This window comes from Nocardia sp. NPDC052001, assembly GCF_040680615.1.
Taxonomy (GTDB): Bacteria; Actinomycetota; Actinomycetes; order Mycobacteriales; family Mycobacteriaceae; genus Nocardia.
Window position 1 is genome coordinate 386866 of sequence record NZ_JBFAXC010000001.1, and the last position, 17246, is coordinate 404111.

Sequence of the window (17246 nt, forward strand, 5' to 3'; positions counted from 1 at the left end):
GTAGTTTCGGCCCGGTGCCGCACGCCGTGCGGCGTCGGGTGATTCGGTGCGAGGAGCGGGAATGCGCGTTGCGGGCAAAGCCGGTGTGATCAGTGCGGTGGCGGCGGCGGTGCTGTTGATGGCGGGCTGCGGCAGTGGCGATGACACCAAGGCGGCCGCGACGACCACGGCCAAGGCGAGCACCTCGGCCGCGGCGCAGACCAGTTCGAAGGGCCGCGAGTGCACCGCCGACGACATCAAGGTCGACGGCGGTTTCGGCACGGCCCCGACCATCACCATCCCGGACAGCTGTGATCCGCCCAAGACGCTGATCACCAAGGACCTCACCCCGGGCAGCGGCCCGGGCGCGCAGGCCGGTCAGAAGCTGACCATGAACTACACCCTGCTCACCTGGTCCGATAAGAAGAAGCTGGACAGCTCCTTCGATCGCGGTGAGCCCTTCGCGCTGACCCTCGGCGCGGGCGAGGTCATCAAGGGCTGGGATCAGGGTCTGGTCGGTGTGCAGCAGGGCGCGCGCCGCCTGCTGATCGTGCCGCCGGACCTGGGTTACGGCGCGGGCGGCCGCGGTATGAAGCCGTACGAGACGCTGGTCTTCGTGACCGACGCCGTCAAGGTTGGTTAGCTGACCGAAGGCCGTCCACCAGGGGGTTGCGACGGCCGGGACGCCGTACCCGTCCGGTACGGCGAGCTTTGCCATGACCGGTTATCAGGCCGCATCGACCGTCGACTAACCTGGTCGGGATGCCTGTGGGGGGAATGAACATCATTCCACGAACGAACAAGGAGCATGTCCGTGAAGAGCACCGTCGAGCAGCTGAGCCCGACCCGGGTCCGGATTAACGTCGAGGTGCCCTTCGAGGAGCTGAAGCCGGATTTCGACAAGGCATACAAGGCGCTCGCAGGGCAGATCCGCATCCCCGGCTTCCGTCCGGGCAAGGCGCCCGCGAAGCTGATCGAGGCCCGCGTCGGCCGCGGCGCCGTGCTGGAGCAGGTCGTCAATGACGTCCTCCCCAAGCGCTACAGCGATGCCGTGATCGCCACCGAGGTCAAGGTCATCGGCCAGCCGGAGATCGAGATCACCAAGATCGAGGACGGCGAGGAGCTGGCGTTCACCGCCGAGGTCGACGTCCGCCCGGAGATCACCCTCCCCGACTTCTCCGCGATCGCCGTCACGGTTGATCCGATCGAGGTCGAGGACAAGGACATCGAGGAGCAGCTCACCTCGCTGCGTCAGCGCTTCGGCACCCTGACCGCGGTCGAGCGCGAGATCGCCGACGGCGACTTCGTCTCCATCGACCTGTCGGCCACCGTCGACGGCGCCGAGGTCGAAGAGGCCTCCACCACCGGTCTTTCGCACGAGGTCGGCTCCGGCCAGCTCATCGAGGGCCTCGACGAGACCCTGATCGGCCTCAAGGCGGGCGAGTCCAAGGACTTCACCTCCAAGCTGGTCGCCGGTGAGCACGCGGGCAAGGAAGCCGTCATCACCGTGACCGTGCAGTCGGTCAAGGAGCGCGAGCTGCCCGAGGCCGATGACGAATTCGCCCAGCTGGCAAGCGAATTCGACACCATCGACGAGCTGAAGGAAGACCTCAAGGGCCGCGTCGAGCGCTCCAAGAAGGTCGAGCAGGCCGGCGCCATCCGCGACAAGGTGCTCGAGAACCTGCTCGAGACCGTCGAAATCCCGCTGCCGGAGAAGGTCGTCCAGGCCGAGATCGACGCCGTGCTGCACGACGCCGTGCACGGCTTCGACCACGACGAGGCCAAGCTTGCCGAGGCGCTCGAGGCGCAGGGCTCCTCCCGTGAGGAGTTCGACAAGGACACCAAGGAGTCGGCCGAGAAGTCGGTCAAGACCCAGCTGCTCCTGGACGCCGTCGCCGAGGCGGAGAACACCCAGGTCGGCCAGGACGAGCTGTACGAGCGGATCATCTTCCAGGCGCAGCGCTACGGCATGTCGCCCGATCAGTTCATCCAGCAGATCCAGCAGGCCGGTCAGCTGGGCGCGGTCTTCGCCGATGTGCGCCGCGGTAAGGCCCTCGCGGGTGTGGTGGTCCAGGCCACCGTCACCGATACCGCGGGCAATGCGGTCGACACCGCGGAAATGTTCGGCAACCCGGCCGAAGAGGCCGAGGAGATCTCCGCCGAAGAGCTCGCCGAGGTCGCCGATGCCACCGAGGCCGAGGCCAAGTAAGTTTGCGCTGTGAGCGAAGCAGGGCGGTACCGGGAGTTCGGTGCCGCCCTGCTTCGTTAGTGTCTGTGTCAGCGAATCAGTAGGGGCTTGGTGGGACCGAGCCGGTGAGAGAGGGCAGGTATCCGTGACAATCAATCAGGCAGGGGTGCATATGACATCCGCGACTGCTGGTCTGAACCTCAGTGATTCGGTGTACGAGCGCCTGCTGCGCGAGCGCATCATCTTCCTGGGCAGCCAGGTGGACGACGACATCGCCAATAAGCTGTGCGCTCAGATCCTGCTGCTGTCGGCCGAGGATCCGGAAAAGGACATCTCGCTCTACATCAACTCGCCGGGTGGTTCGGTCACCGCGGGTATGGCCATTTACGACACCATGCAGTTCGCCGAATGCGATATCCGCACGGTCGGTATGGGTTTGGCCGCGTCCATGGGTCAGTTCCTGCTCGCCGCGGGCGCCAAGGGCAAGCGGTTCGCGCTGCCGCACTCGCGGATCATGATGCACCAGCCGTCCGCCGGTATCGGTGGTTCGGCCTCCGATATCGCCATCCAGGCCGAGCAGTTCGCCTACACCAAGCGCGAATTGAATCAGCTGCAGGCGCTGCACACCGGCAAGTCCGTGGAGCAGGTCACCGAGGACGCCGACCGCGACCGCTGGTTCACCCCGACGGAAGCGCTCGAATACGGCTTCATCGACCAGGTGATCACGCACGCGCGCCAGGCCAACGGCGCTTAATCACCGCCCACCACACAGACTTTGGAGACGCATATGTCGAGTACGTTCGACCCGCGGTCCGCGGGCATCACCTTCGCGGCGGCCGGTGCCTCGCTGCCGCAGGCGCGCTACATCCTGCCCCAGTTCACCGAGCAGACCACCTACGGCGTCAAGACCTCGGACCCGTACAACAAGCTGTTCGAGGAGCGAATCATCTTCCTGGGCAACCAGGTCGACGACATCTCCGCGAATGACATCATGGCGCAGCTGCTGGTGCTGGAGTCGCAGGATCCGGACCGCGACATCACCATGTACATCAACTCGCCCGGTGGCTCGTTCACCGCGCTGATGGCCATCTACGACACCATGCAGTACGTGCGCGCCGACGTCGTGACCGTCTGCCTGGGTCAGGCCGCCTCCGCCGCCGCCGTGCTGCTGGCCGCCGGCGCCCCCGGTAAGCGCGCCGCGCTGCCGAACGCCCGCGTGCTGATCCACCAGCCGTCCACCTCGGGCGGTATCCAGGGTCAGGTCTCGGATCTGGAGATCCAGGCCGCCGAGATCGAGCGCATGCGCCGTCTCATGGAGACCACGCTGGCACGGCACACCGGTAAGGACGCGGACACCATCCGCAAGGACACCGATCGCGACAAGATTCTCACCGCCGAAGAGGCGAAGGAGTACGGAATCGTCGACACGGTGTTCCAGTACCGCAAGCTCAGCGCACAGAAGTGAAGTGGGCGGGTGGCGGGGCCGGTGCGTCTCCGCCACCCGGACAGGGGTGAGTCCACGCACATGTCCGATGAGAAACGTGCCCAAGTTGTCGACCTCGGTCGCGGATAACGGGTACGGTCACTCTAGGGACCTTTGCTCGTGGTTGTCGGCACCCGCCGCACCGGCCGTACCCGCAATCGCCGGGGGCGGCATACGCTTTATAGGTGGCACTTCGCCGGCAGCCGGGATAGATGGTTGCACGCGGACAAGGAAGTAGGGACCCAGGAGATGGCGCGCATCGGTGATGGCGGCGATCTGCTCAAGTGCTCTTTCTGTGGGAAGAGTCAGAAGCAGGTCAAGAAGCTCATTGCGGGACCAGGGGTGTACATCTGCGACGAGTGCATCGATCTGTGCAACGAGATCATCGAGGAGGAGCTCGCTGAAAGCAGCGAGGTCAAACTCGATGAGCTGCCGAAGCCCGCGGAAATCCGCGACTTCCTCGAGCAGTACGTGATCGGGCAGGACGCCGCGAAGAGAACCCTGGCCGTAGCTGTGTACAACCACTACAAGCGAATTCAGGCCGGTGATAAAGGCCGCGACTCCCGAGGCGAATCGGTCGAGTTGATGAAGTCGAATATCCTCATGCTCGGCCCGACCGGCTGCGGTAAGACCTATCTGGCGCAGACGCTGGCCAAGATGCTGAACGTGCCGTTCGCCATCGCCGACGCCACCGCGCTCACCGAGGCCGGTTATGTCGGTGAGGATGTCGAGAACATCCTGCTGAAGCTGATCCAGGCCGCGGATTACGACGTCAAGCGCGCCGAGACCGGCATCATCTACATCGACGAGGTCGACAAGATCGCCCGCAAGTCGGAGAACCCGTCCATCACCCGCGATGTCTCCGGTGAGGGCGTACAGCAGGCGCTGCTCAAGATTCTCGAGGGCACCCAGGCCTCGGTGCCGCCGCAGGGCGGTCGCAAGCATCCGCATCAGGAATTCATCCAGATCGACACCACCAACGTGCTTTTCATCGTCGCCGGTGCGTTCGCGGGTCTGGAGCGGATCGTGCAGGATCGAGTCGGTAAGCGCGGCATCGGTTTCGGCGCCGAGGTGCGCTCGAAGTCCGAGATCGACACCGCCGATCACTTCGCCGAGGTGATGCCCGAGGATTTGATCAAGTTCGGTCTGATCCCCGAGTTCATCGGCCGTCTGCCGATCGTCGCCTCGGTCACCAACCTGGACAAGGAATCCCTCGTCCGCATTCTGGCCCAGCCGAAGAACGCACTGGTCAAGCAGTACGTGCGCCTCTTCGAAATGGACGGCGTGGACCTGGAATTCACCCAGGACGCACTGGAAGCCGTTGCGGATCAGGCGATCCTGCGCGGTACCGGCGCCCGTGGCCTGCGCGCCATCATGGAGGAAGTCCTGCTTCCGGTCATGTACGACATCCCCAGCCGCGACGATGTCGCCAAGGTCGTCGTCAACGCCGACACCGTGAACGACAATGTGCTGCCGACCATCGTGCCGCGCAAGCGTCAGTCCCCGGAGCGCCGCGAGAAGTCGGCGTAACCCGCACAATCCGCAGCCGGCCCCGCGAGACCACCTCTCGCGGGGCCGTTTTGTGTCCGCGTCACCGAATGGCGATTCCGCGATTCCCGCGACCGCTGTGCCACGATCACTGGGTGCTGCCGGTTACGCGGGTAAGGGACCGGCAGCCCCGGTCCACGCGCGGGTGACTTCGGCTGCGAAGGAGGCGATGCGATGCTGCATCTGCGAGTGATCTGCCCGGCCGCCCGCACCGATCGAGTGCTGGAAGTGCTCGCGGCCGAACCGGCGTCCACCAATGTGAGCGTGCTGCGCGGCGCGGCCGTGGCACCGGCGGGCGATCTGATCGAGGCCGATGTCTCGCGGGCCATCGCGGATGAGCTGATCGTCGCGCTGCGGGCACTGGATCTGGTTGAGCTGGGCGCGATTACGCTCGATGCGACGGGGACGGTGCTCTCGGCCGCCGCGTCGCGGGCGGAACGGGCCGCACCCGGCCGGGCGGACGAGTCGGTGGTGTGGGAGCAGATTCGCAATCAGGTGCATCGGGCGTCGGAGCTGACCCCGACCTTCTTCGCCTTCCTGACCATCGCGTTCCTGCTGTCGGCCGTGGGCGTCACCACGGCGTCACCGCTGACCCTGGTCGGTGCGATGGTCGTCGGTCCCGAATTCCAGCCTCTCGCAGCGCTTTCGGTCGGCATGGTGCGCCGTGATCGGCAGCTGGTCCGGCGCTCGCTCGGCACGCTGGCGCTCTCCTTCCCGGCGGCCATGCTGGTCACGGGTGCGGCGACGCTGCTGTGGGTTCGCTTCGGCTGGATCGGGGTGGCGGATGTGGAGAACGCCCGCAATTTCGACTTCATCTACGAGGTCGGCCCGTTCTCGCTGGTCGTGGCATTGCTGGCCGGTGCGGCGGGCATGCTGGCGCTGGTGACCTCGACCTCGGCGGTGCTGGTGGGCGTGTTCATCTCGGTGACCACCGTCCCCGCCGCCGGTTTGGCGGTGGTGGCGGCGATCGCGGGCAAATGGCATGTGGCGGGGAGTTCCATCGCCCAGCTCGCCATCAATCTGGCGGGCATCGTGCTGGCCGGAGTCGCGGTGCTGCTGTTGCGGCCGCGCGCGACCCGGCGCTGGACCAGAACGGCTAATGCATAGCTATCAATTGCGGTCAGGCCCAGGGGACTCGGCAGGAATCCCGGCTGAAGCCCTGATCGGTGATGCCGAGCGCGTGATAGGCGCGGGCGCGGGAGTTCTCCAGCGCGATCTGATAGGTCAGTTCCATGACGCCCTTGGGGCCGAAGCGATTCCGGAGATCGGCGACCTGTTCGTCGGTGACGGTGGGCGGGGTGGCGGTGACGGCATCGGCGTAGGCGATGGCCGCGCGTTCGTCCTCGCTGTAGGCCGGGTTGGTCCGGAAGTCCTCGATATGACGGAGCTTGTCGATATCGAGGTCGTCCAGGCGCATGAGCATGGTGCCGAAATCCACGCACCAGGAACAGCCGACCGTGCGCGCCACCTGATAGACCGCGATCTCGCGGATATTCGCCGGGAGCACCGTACTGGCGCGTTCGACCAATCCCTCGTGGATGGAGGCGGCCAGGAACAGCCGGGGATGATTGGCGGAAACGGTGAATGGTTCCGGGACCTCGCCGAAGCGGCGCTTCATGTACCAGTACAGGACTCGGGTCAGTGGTCCGGCCTGCTTCGGGCCGACGACGGGGATGCGGGTGACGCCCATGGTGGTCTCCTTCGATCCGCGGGTGCTATCCCTTGGACGAGAGACCGCCGTCGAACGTGACGCTCAGCGGGCTGTGAACCAGCTCACTCCACCCCGAATACCGGTCGATAGGTATGGAATCGGTGACGATCGACGAATCGATCGCGCCCGGCCCGGGAATCGCCGTTGACTCCCCGTGGTTCGCCGTTGAACCTTTATCCCTTTGCTTGAAAATCGGCGCTCGCTCTTCACCTGTTACGACGGTGCGGGCCACCGAAATTCATCGCGGCGGACGCGATCCCGACCGGGAGCGACGCGGGAATTTCAGGGTGAACGGCGCGGGCTCGGGAATCGGGCGGCGTTCGCGCGGGGCGACCAGAATGCAGGCCAGGCCCAGGGCGGGCAGCACGATGGCGGCGATCACGCTGAGCGTGAAGCTGACCGTGCTCATCGCATCGGGCCGGTGGAAGGTGTGATAGATCAGGTGCGGGACGCCGAAGACCAGCCAGCCGAGGCCGGCGGCGCGCGCCAGCAGACTGTCCATGAACCACAGCGCGGCGCAGGTGACCGCGGCCGCGCCCAGGAAGAACGCGCCGACGTCGGAGGCCAGGTGGTGGTTGTACGGGCCGTCGACGGCGATCCAGCGCATCCCGAAGCCGGGGAAGCTGGTGTACCAGGAGTGCGGCGCGAAGACCGCCCAGGCGCCCACGATCAGCCCCTGCAGCGCCAAAATTCCGAGCATGATCTGCAATGCCAGCCAGCGTCGCCGGTTGATTTCCAGGCGCATGCGCACCCGGATGCCGTTCTCGCTGCCGTGCAAGGAGATTCGCATCGGCCCTCCCGTTCCGTTGCCGAATCATTCAGTGCTGACACCGTAATTCGGCAATCGGAAGGGGGCAAGCGGCCCGGTGTGACTAGGCGGGACCCATGGCCATATTGTCCGGTCCCCAATAGGCGCGCATGAGGACGATCTTGCCCTCATCGTCGAATTCCATGATGTCGATGGGCGAGAGCGTCATCTGCTGATCGCCGAAACCGCCCACCAGCGTGAACGATACGGCGGCATGCTTGCCCGCGACCTTGATATCGAGCAGTTCGGTGGTCTTGTTCTGCATATGCTCGAGCGCGGCGTACATCTCACGAATGGAGTCGTGGCCCTTGCGCGGCTCACTGCCGACCGGATCCTCCACCACGGCATCGGCGGCGTACAGCTGCACGATGTCGTCGGTCGGCCCGCTGGCCACCAATTTCACATACTGCTCGACCACATCGCGAACCTGCGCTGCCATGGCATCTCCCATAAGAATTGAAACGTGTTCTAGGTCGGAGAGTAGCAGCCGACCGGGCTCGCGCGCCCCCGTCAGCCCCACTCTGCGGAACTCGCTCCGGATCAGACGGCGATGCGGCGGGTGGCGGTGTACACGTTCATGGATTCACCGCGCAGGAAGCCGACCAGGGTGAGGTCGGATTCGGCGGCCAGGTCCACGGCGAGCGAGCTCGGGGCCGAGACCGCGCCGAGCAGCGGAATACCCGCCATGACGGCCTTCTGCACCAGTTCGAAGGAGGCGCGGCCCGAGACCATGAGCATGAGATCGTGTGTGGGAACGCGGTTTTCGCGCACCGCCCAGCCGATCACCTTGTCCACGGCATTGTGGCGGCCCACATCCTCGCGCACCACCAGCGCTTCACCGTCGAGGGTGAACAGGCCCGCGCCGTGCAGGCCGCCGGTGGCGTCGAAAAGCACCTGGCGGGAACGCAGTTCGGTGGGCAGCGTGGCCAGCACGCTCGGCTTGACCTCGATGCCGTCGGCGGGGATGGGATGCCGGGTCAGGGTGCGCACCTCGTCCAGCGCGGTCTTACCGCAGAGGCCGCAGGCGCTGTTGGTGAGGAAATTGCGCGGGCGCACCTCGACCGGCCGGCGGAACTGGACGTCGAGCACGTTATAGGTGTTCTGGCCGTTCTCATCGGTGCCGGCGCAGTAGCGGGCGGTGACGATGTCCTCGGCGGTGGCGATGATGCCCTCGCTGAACAGGAAACCGTGGATCAGATCGATATCCGCGCCGGGGGTGCGCATGGTGACGGTCAAAGACTCACCGCCGGTGCGGATTTCGAGCGGCTCCTCCACCGCGAGGGTGTCGGGCCGGTCGATCACACCGGTCGGGGAGATGCGCAGGGTGCGGCGGCGGGCGGTTACTCGGCTCACGACGTCCTAGGTCCTATGGATATGGCGCTCGAAGCGGACGGTGACGGCTTTGGAGACGGGGGTGTTCGACCGGCGCGCGACATGGTCGAGCGCGACGAGCGGATTGGTCTCCGGATAGTAGGCGGCGGCATTACCGCGCGGGGTGGCGTAGCCGACCAGGCGGAATCCCTCCACCCGGCGTTCGCTGCCATCGGTCCATTCGGAGATGACATCCACGAGATCGTCCTCGGCGAAACCCAATTCGGTGATGTCCTCGGGGTGGACCAGCACCACGCGGCGGCCATTGTGGATACCGCGATAGCGATCGTCCAGGCCGTAGATGGTGGTGTTGTACTGGTCGTGGCTGCGCAGGGTCTGCAGGATGAGGCGGCCTTCGGGCACCGGCAGCCAGTGCAGTTCGTTCACCGCGAAATTGGCCTTACCCGTGGTGGTGCGGAATTCGCGGGCGTCGCGCGGTGGATGCGGGAGCTGGAAACCGTTGCGGCCCCGCACTTTCGCGTTGTAATCGGCGCAGCCGGGCACCACATCGGCGATGGCGTCGCGAATCCGGTCGTAATCGCCGCGCAGCCGCGCCCAGGGCACCGAATGCCCGGGGCCGAACAGCGCCTCGCCGAGTTCGCACACGATCGCGACCTCACTGCGCAGTTCGGTGCTGACGGGCTTCAGCCGGCCGGTGGACAGGTGCACCATGGACATCGAGTCCTCCACCGAAACCTGTTGGCGCACACCATCCTGCATATCCTCATCGGTGCGGCCCAGGGTGGGCAGGATGAGCGCGGTGCGGCCGTGCACCACATGGCTGCGATTGAGTTTGGTCGAGACCTGCACGGTCAGTGCGCAATTGCGCAGTGCGGCCTCGGTGACCGCGGTATCGGGGGTGGCGGAGACGAAATTGCCGCCCATGCCGAAGAACACCTTGCCGCGCCCGTCCCGCATGGCGCGAATGGAATCGACGGTGTCCCAGCCGTGTTCGCGCGGGCTCGTGATGCCGAACTCGCGATCCAACGCGTCCAGGAAGGCATCGGGCATCTTCTCCCAGATGCCCATGGTGCGATCGCCCTGCACATTGGAATGCCCGCGCACCGGGCAGACGCCCGCACCCGGCTTGCCGATCATGCCGCGCATGAGCAGTAGATTGGTCGCCTCCTCGATGGTGGCGACGCCGTGCACCTGCTGCGTCAAACCCATTGCCCAGCAGATGATCACGGCCTTGGATTCGGCCAGTAGCGCCGCGGTGCGATCGAGGTCGGCGCGGGTCAGCCCGGTGGCCTCCTCGACAATGCCGAGATCGACCGCCCGCGCCTGCTTCTCGTATTCGGCGAAACCGGCGGTGTGCGCGTTGACGAATTCGTGGTCCACCACCGTGCCGGGCTCGCGGTCCTCGGCCTCGAACAGCAGTTTGCCCAGGCCCTGGAACAGCGCCATATCGCCGCCGAGCCGGATCTGCAGGAAGTCGTCGGCAATGGTGATGCCGGAGGTGAAACCCTTGATGGTCTGCGGATCCCGGAAGCCGATCAACCCGGTCTCGGGCAGCGGGTTGACCGCGATCACCTTGGCGCCGTGCGCCTTTGCCTCACCCAGGGCGGACAGCATGCGCGGATGGTTGGTGCCCGGATTCTGCCCGGCCACGATAATGAGATCGGCCTTCTTGAAATCGTCGATCGTCACCGACCCCTTGCCGATGCCGATCGAGGAGGTCAGTGCCGCGCCCGAGGATTCGTGGCACATATTCGAACAGTCCGGCAGATTATTGGTGCCGAAGCTGCGCACCAGCAGCTGATACAGGAACGCGGTCTCATTGGCGGTGCGACCGGAAGTGTAGAAGACCGCCTCATGGGGGGAGTCCAGGCCGCGCAGCTCATCGGCGATGATGCGGTAGGCGTCATCCCAGGCGATGGGGGAGTAGTGCGTATCGCCGGGGCGCAGCACCATCGGATGGGTGATGCGGCCCTGCTGGCCGAGCCAGTAGCCGGATTTGCCGTCCAGATCCGCGATGGAGTGCTCGGCGAAGAACGCGGGGGTGACGGTGCGCAGCGTGGCCTCTTCGGCGACCGCCTTGGCTCCGTTCTCGCAGAATTCCGCGGGGCGGCGGGTGCCGGTCGGCTCCGGCCAGGCGCAGCCGGGGCAGTCGAAGCCGTGTCGTTGATTGATCCTGGTCAGGGTGCGGGCGGTGCGGATCACGCCCATTTCCTCGACGGCGCGTTCCAGGGCCACCGTCACGGCCTTCACGCCCGCCGCCGCGGTTTTCGGAGGGGTGACGGTCAGCGCGGCCTCATCGATGTCTTTTTTCGGCGCGGCACGATGCATAACGGCCATTCTCCTCTCGAACGGACCCGGGGTACCGAAGTGGTCCTATGAATCCTAGGCCGGTGAACATTCGGCGGCTCATCCGCGATATAGGGAGCACGGGAAACACGCGCGCGACGGGGGGCGCTGGGCCGTACCATCTAACCAGCGAGGTTACGCCGGATGGACACACCAGTAGTATTCGGTCCGCGTGCCGGCGAACAGCACCGGCGTGCGAAATTTCCACGCGGCGTACGGAATTCGGGCCGCATCCCAGGACTTCTCGCGGCGTTCTGCGCACTCGTCGCCATGGTGCTCGCCGCCGGGATCGGTGCTGCCGAACCGATTCCCGCGCCCGCGCAATCGGTCGGCGCACCCTCCGCCGATCGCCTGCCCGCCAATGGTCCTCCCGCCCTGCTGAATTCGCCGGGCACCACGACACCCGCACCACCCGGCTACAACGGCTGCACCACCTCCGACTGCACCGGCACCCACGACGGCAACCCGCAGCCCGAATACTGCCGAGACGGCTCGGTCAAACCGCGCAGCGGCAAATGCCCCGCCACACAACCCGAATACTGCCCGGATGGGTCCGTGAAACCCGCCAGCGGCAAGTGCGCACCCGTCATCGAATACTGCCCCGACGGGTCGGTGAAACCGTCCAGCGGCAGCTGCCCGAAGCCGGTCGAGTACTGCCCGGACGGTTCGGTGAAACCCGCCAGTGGGGTGTGTCCGTCGACGACGCCGCCGGAGAAGTGTCCGGATGGCTCGGTGAAGCCCTCGAACGGGGTGTGTCCCACGACTGCTCCGCCGGAGAAGTGTCCGGATGGTTCGGTGAAGCCCGCGAATGGGGTGTGTCCCACGACTGCTCCGCCGGAGAAGTGTCCGGATGGTTCGGTGAAGCCCGCGAATGGGGTGTGTCCCACGACCGCTCCGCCGGAGAAGTGTCCGGATGGTTCGGTCAAGCCTGCGAACGGGGTGTGCACGACGACGCAGCCGCCCGAGAAATGCCCCGACGGGTCGGTGAAACCGGCCGGCGGTAAATGCGAGACGGGTGGCGGGAACCCCAATCCGGGGGGAGGGAATCCGAATCCCGGTGGTGGGAAGCCGAATCCGCCGGTCACCACGCCGCCGCCCACCGAGGATCCGGGGCAGAGCGTTGTGCCGCAACCGAATCCGGACACGCAGCCGCCGAATCCGGAGACTCCCAAGCCCGCCGGGTCGAATGATGTGTTCCCGGCCAATTCCGGGCTGTCGCTGAACCCGGTCGCGGTATCGCCTGGCGCGTCGGTGACCGTGACCGGGCGCGGCTGCGATGCCAACGCGAATGTGAAGCTCTCCATCGGCGGTGTCGGTGCGGGTGATACCCGTGCGCGGGCGGACGGCGGCTTCGACGCCACCTTGCCCACGGGCGCAACCGAAATCGGCCAGCATCAGGTGACCGCCGAATGCGGTCCCAAACTCGCGGCGGACCTGGACGTCGTCCTGGTCAGCCAGGTGGGCGGCGATGCCGGTACCGCCACGGTGCTGCTGTTCTTCCTGCTCATCGGCGGCTGGTTCCTCGGCCATCGCCTGGTATCCCATCTGCCCGCCCGGAGGCCCAGATGACCGTCCGCCGCAGCAGCCGTGCCCTGGCCGGGGCGCTGGCTGTATTCCTCTCTGCCGCAGTATTGTTCGGCCCGGCCGCGGCCTCGGCGGCGGACGGTGTGCGCGCCAACGCCAGTATCGAGGGGCGAGCCATCGCGGGCGCGGATGCCCGCAATCCGGTGCGCCTGGACCCTGCCAAGGTCAGTCAGGTGACCGTCGAGGTGGTCAACGACACCGCCCAACCCGTCACGGTGCGCCGCGTGGATCTGGCCGGGCATATCCTCGGCCTGAACTTCTTCTCCTACTCCACCTCGGTCGAATTGACCGTCGCCGCAGGCAAGTCCGGGAAGCTCACCTACCGCTTGGACCCCGCCGGACTCGACGGCCAGGCCACCGGTCTCATCGGCGCGGACCTCACCCTGATCGGCTCCGACGGTAAACCCCTGACCAGCACCCACACCGTCGTCGATGTACGCGGCTCCCTGGTCTCGGTCTACGGCCTCTTCGGCATCATCCTCGCCGTCCTCACCCTCCTCGCCATTGCCGACGCCGCGTTGACCGTTGCCAGACACCGCCTCTCGGCCAACCGCTGGCAGCGCGGTCTGCGCCTGCTGGCTCCCGGCATAGGCATCGGCCTCATGATCGGCTTCACCGCCTCGGTAGCCCGCTGGTGGGTCCCCGGCACGGCCCTGTGGCTCTCCCTCGCGGGCGTCACCGCCACCGTCTTCTTCCTCGCGGGCTACCTCTCGCCCACCCCGCGCCCTCCGAGCGATCTCGAACTCGACGCCGAAGACCTCGCCGCCGCAAGAGAACTCGACGCCCACGGCTACCCGGCAAGCTCCTCCGATCTGGCCACCGCTCTCCCCGGTACGAGCGGTAACCACCCCGATATGGCCGGTATGTCCGCCAACCCTGGCGGTGGCTACGCACCCGCCGGTGCGGTCGGCTATGCCCCGGGCGGTGTGGTCGGCCCCGTTCCGGGTGGTGTGGTCGGCCCCGTTCCGGGCGGGGGAGCCGCCCACAACCCGGGCGGTGCACGGGGTTTCAACTCCGGCGGTTCGCCCATCCCTCGTTCGAACACCTATCAGCCCGGCCGAACACCCAGCCGCCCGATGCCGATAGTCGGCATGCGGCCACCGCCCTCCGGCGAAATCCCCAGGCCCACGGGCGCTCCCGACCTTCCCGCCACCGCAATGCCCGGTTCCCCGGCCTTCCGCGCCGCGCCCGCACCCCAGACAACGGGCCGAGGCCCCGGCGGCACGCCGATTCTCAGCCCCGACGAACTCGAGACCCTCGGCTATCCGGCGGGCAGCGCGCGCGGCCGACAGTCGACCGCACCTACCACCGGAAGACAGCCCGCCTCGCGGGTTTCCGGCCCCGAAACGCCACCCGTTCCCAAAGGCAACGCCAATCCCGCCGCGCCGATCGAGGCGACAACCCGAGCGGCGCACGGACCACATGCCCCGGCCGAATCCAAGCCCGACCTGCGGAAGCCGGAGCGACACGCCACTGAGATTGCTCCGCCCCCGGAGTCCGCGAAAGCCTCGCCGAACCCGTCGGAACCTGCGGAAACGATGGTGTCCCCGGGTCCGGAAAACCCGGCGGGCGCGGCCGAGACAGTCATGTCGCCCGCAGCGGAGAGCCCTCCGGGCGAGAGCGTAGGACCTGCGGCACCGCGAGAGTCGCAACGCAAGGTGGTGCGGCCCCCGAGCCCGGTGGAGGAGGAGACCATCGGGCGCAAGCCGGTCCCAACTACCGAGTCGGTGTCGCCCACCGCGCCCCCGGGGCCGCAGCAGAAGGTGGTGCGGCCCGTGGGGCCGGTGGAGGAGGAGACGATCGGGCGGGAGCAGGTCGGGCGGAAGCCCGTGCCTGCCGGTGAGGATGAGCCGACCATTCGGAATGGGCCGGGGGAGTGGCGGTTTCGGCCGGGAGGGGCGGGACGATGAGCGTGCGGGATTTGGATCAGGGGGATATCGAGCGGGTGCGGGCCGCGTTGCCCGCGTATGTGGTGGAGGGGCAGGTGGGGCGGGGCGGGTGCGGGGTGGTGCTGGCGGGGACGCATCGCGGGTTGCGGCGGCGGGTGGCGATCAAGCAGATTCCGCCGCAGTTCGCCCATGACGCGCAGGTGCGGCGCCGGTTCGTGGCCGAGGCGCGGGTGATGGCGGCGCTGGATCATCCGCATGTGGTGCCGGTGTACGACTACATCGAGCATGAGGATATGTGCCTGCTGGTGTTGGAGTACCTGCCCGGCGGCACCGTCGAAAGTCGTTTCATGACAGCGGGATTCGAGGCTACGGCGGCGGTCGCGGTGGCCTTGTCCTGTGCCGCCGGACTGGACGCGGCGCATCGCAATGGCATTCTGCATCGCGATGTGAAGCCGTCCAACCTGATGTTCTCCGCCAATGGCACGCTCAAACTCACCGATTTCGGCATCGCCAAGATCGTCGGCGGTGAGGACACCCTGGTGACCAGAGCGGGTGAGATCATCGGCACCCCCTCCTATATCGCCCCCGAACAGGTTCGCGGCCAACAGCTCTCACCCTCGACCGATGTGTACGCCCTGGCCACCATGCTCTACCAACTCCTGTCCGGCACGCTGCCCTTCCCGCCCGGCCAGGACGCCATGGCCATGCTCTTCGCCCACGCCTACGGCGAACCCGTCCCGCTCGATTCGGTGGCCCCCACCGTCCCGCAGCCCATAGCCGAAGTCGTCATGCGCGGCCTCGCCCCCGACCCGATCGAACGTTTCGACACCGCCGAATCCTTCGGCATAGCCCTGGCCGAACCCGCCGCCCACTGCTGGGGCGCGAATTGGCTCACCCCCGTCGGCATTCCATTGATCGGCGCGGACACGATAGTCGCCGCCGCCACCGGCACCCCGCGCCCCTTCACACCCCCACCCTTGCCTGCCGACCCGTATCGCGCCGGCGGCCGCGATCGCACACCGAACCCCGCCCGCTCCGACGCGGACCCCCATTACTCCGGCAGTGCCGGTCGCACCCCGAATCCCGCTGGAGCAGCAGGCAACCCGAACTCCACAGGCTTCGGACGCGGCTTCCGCCCCACCCCGAATCCCTCCGCAGGTTTCGACTCCGGTCCGCGAACCCCGCCTTCGGGCAATCGGGAGGATCCCACTGTCCGTGCGGGACAACCGTTCCCGGGGACCGGGCCGTCTCCCACCCGGGTGGGCGGGCCGTTCGATCCGACACTGCGGGCCGGACAGTCGCGGCACCCGCAGGACGGAACGCGCAGGGGTGCGGGCGATTCGGTCCCGCCCCTGCTTTTCGGCAGTGAGTCCGGTGACGGTACCGGCGGATCGTCGGGAGGACAGCGCGGCGCGCGGAATGGACCACGGCCCGGGCAGACCGGGGGGAACACTCCCCGGGTGCGGCCGCCGGATCGGGCTCGGGCCGCAGCGGCGGCGGGGTGGATCAGCGGGCCGCTGGTGCGGGTGCGGCCGCTGGAACCCATTCGGCACAACGGGGTTCGGCTGGTCGATGTGGATCGTAAGGATTTGGTGCCGGTGCAGCGAGTGGTGACGCTGCGGTCGCCGCGGCTGCCGTTCGTGGCGGCCGCGGTACTGGGCGTTGCGGTGGTCGCGGCCGCGGTGCTGGGGATCGGTGCCGGATCGGCGCGGGATGTTCCGGCGGGGGCCGTGCGGGTCGCGGGGGTGGATCCGGCCGCGGTGAGCCGGGTGGATGTGGACCTGTCCAAGCCGCTTCCCGTCACGCTCAACGGTGTCGACGCCGATTCGGTGCGGCTCTCGCTGAAGGTGCTGGGTGCGACGGTTGGAGGTACGGCGACCGATATGAGCCCGGGAACCGAGGTCGAGGTCTCGCCACCGGTGAATCCGTATGTGCTCGCCGGAAACCAGACCGCCGAATTGGCGTTGTTCCGCAATGGGTCCCAGGTGCAGTCCTACGAATTCGGCATGCACTCCACCCAGCGCGCCACCACGACGGCCACCGCCATCGGCACCCTGCTATTGATCCTGTTCGCCGCCGCCTACGCCGAATCCAACGCGCGCACCCTGCGTAGAGGCAGTTCCCGCATCGCCGCCACCATCGGCTTGACCCTCAGCACGGCTGTACTCGGCATCGCGGCGGTTGCCGCGGCCTGGATACTGCTGGGTCGCGAACCCACCTTCGCGACCGTAATCGTCTGTGCCGCAGTGGGAGCCGCGGCCGGGGCCGCCCTGGCGACCGGCTGCCGTCGCGTCGGCAAACGCTTCCGCTACGTCCGAGTCCTCCGCATGCGCGAGCGTGCCTGACGCCGCGTGCGAGATGGTTCATGCACCGACGGG

The 17246-nt window shown here is 67.2% G+C and carries 15 protein-coding genes; 9 read left to right on the forward strand and 6 right to left on the reverse strand.

The features are described 5' to 3' along the window. Positions 1-61 precede the first annotated feature (61 nt). The 6 genes from AB0L82_RS01825 (at position 62) to AB0L82_RS01850 (ending at position 6305) form a co-directional block, all read left to right on the forward strand. Positions 62-622, forward strand: coding sequence for an FKBP-type peptidyl-prolyl cis-trans isomerase (locus AB0L82_RS01825; RefSeq protein WP_364629486.1), 561 nt, complete (start codon positions 62-64; stop codon positions 620-622). Between the two features lie 171 nt (positions 623-793). Beyond that, positions 794-2188, forward strand: coding sequence for a trigger factor (gene tig / locus AB0L82_RS01830; RefSeq protein WP_364629489.1), 1395 nt, complete (start codon positions 794-796; stop codon positions 2186-2188). A 151-nt stretch (positions 2189-2339) separates the two neighbouring features. After that, positions 2340-2921, forward strand: coding sequence for an ATP-dependent Clp protease proteolytic subunit (locus AB0L82_RS01835; RefSeq protein WP_364629492.1), 582 nt, complete (start codon positions 2340-2342; stop codon positions 2919-2921). Between the two features lie 33 nt (positions 2922-2954). Beyond that, entirely contained in the window at positions 2955-3632 is a 678-nt protein-coding gene (locus tag AB0L82_RS01840; protein ID WP_364629495.1) for an ATP-dependent Clp protease proteolytic subunit, read from the forward strand. A gap of 267 nt (positions 3633-3899) precedes the next feature. Further along, positions 3900-5180, forward strand: coding sequence for an ATP-dependent Clp protease ATP-binding subunit ClpX (clpX, locus tag AB0L82_RS01845; RefSeq protein WP_364629498.1), 1281 nt, complete (start codon positions 3900-3902; stop codon positions 5178-5180). 192 nt (positions 5181-5372) lie between these two features. Next, entirely contained in the window at positions 5373-6305 is a 933-nt protein-coding gene (locus AB0L82_RS01850) for a DUF389 domain-containing protein (RefSeq protein WP_364629501.1), read from the forward strand. 13 nt (positions 6306-6318) lie between these two features. On the opposite strand, the gene AB0L82_RS01855 is transcribed toward AB0L82_RS01850, so the two are convergent. The 6 genes from AB0L82_RS01855 to AB0L82_RS01880 all read right to left on the reverse strand — a co-directional run bounded on the left by AB0L82_RS01855 (position 6319) and on the right by AB0L82_RS01880 (position 12282). Further along, the gene (locus AB0L82_RS01855; protein WP_364629504.1) at positions 6319-6888 is read right to left on the reverse strand and encodes a carboxymuconolactone decarboxylase family protein; all 570 of its coding nucleotides are present in this window, start codon (positions 6886-6888) and stop codon (positions 6319-6321) included. 259 nt (positions 6889-7147) lie between these two features. Continuing rightward, positions 7148-7699 (reverse strand): hypothetical protein, encoded by a 552-nt coding sequence (locus tag AB0L82_RS01860; protein ID WP_364629507.1) that lies wholly within the window; start codon positions 7697-7699, stop codon positions 7148-7150. 82 nt (positions 7700-7781) lie between these two features. Continuing rightward, positions 7782-8156, reverse strand: coding sequence for a nuclear transport factor 2 family protein (locus AB0L82_RS01865; RefSeq protein WP_364629510.1), 375 nt, complete (start codon positions 8154-8156; stop codon positions 7782-7784). A 101-nt stretch (positions 8157-8257) separates the two neighbouring features. Next, complete coding sequence (gene fdhD, locus AB0L82_RS01870) at positions 8258-9070, reverse strand: formate dehydrogenase accessory sulfurtransferase FdhD (RefSeq protein ID WP_364629512.1); 813 nt, start codon at positions 9068-9070, stop codon at positions 8258-8260. A gap of 6 nt (positions 9071-9076) precedes the next feature. After that, positions 9077-11377, reverse strand: coding sequence for an FdhF/YdeP family oxidoreductase (locus AB0L82_RS01875; protein ID WP_364629515.1), 2301 nt, complete (start codon positions 11375-11377; stop codon positions 9077-9079). A 434-nt stretch (positions 11378-11811) separates the two neighbouring features. Next, positions 11812-12282 carry a hypothetical protein gene (locus AB0L82_RS01880; protein WP_364629518.1) on the reverse strand — a complete coding sequence of 157 codons (471 nt, stop codon included), beginning with the start codon at positions 12280-12282 and terminating at the stop codon, positions 11812-11814. Positions 12283-12334: 52 nt separating this feature from the next. On the opposite strand from AB0L82_RS01880, the gene AB0L82_RS01885 reads away from it, so the two are divergent. Genes AB0L82_RS01885 through AB0L82_RS01895 form a run of 3 tightly spaced genes read left to right on the forward strand, consistent with a single transcriptional unit; the run spans position 12335 to position 17213 of the window. Next, positions 12335-12964 carry a hypothetical protein gene (locus AB0L82_RS01885; RefSeq protein WP_364629521.1) on the forward strand — a complete coding sequence of 210 codons (630 nt, stop codon included), beginning with the start codon at positions 12335-12337 and terminating at the stop codon, positions 12962-12964. Next, the gene (locus AB0L82_RS01890) at positions 12961-14889 is read left to right on the forward strand and encodes a hypothetical protein (protein ID WP_364629524.1); all 1929 of its coding nucleotides are present in this window, start codon (positions 12961-12963) and stop codon (positions 14887-14889) included. Before AB0L82_RS01885 ends, AB0L82_RS01890 begins: the two co-directional genes overlap by 4 nt. Next, positions 14886-17213: a serine/threonine-protein kinase gene (locus tag AB0L82_RS01895; protein ID WP_364629526.1), complete on the forward strand. Its 2328-nt coding sequence runs from the start codon at positions 14886-14888 to the stop codon at positions 17211-17213. The genes AB0L82_RS01890 and AB0L82_RS01895 overlap by 4 nt, the downstream gene beginning before the upstream one ends. Positions 17214-17246 lie beyond the last annotated feature (33 nt).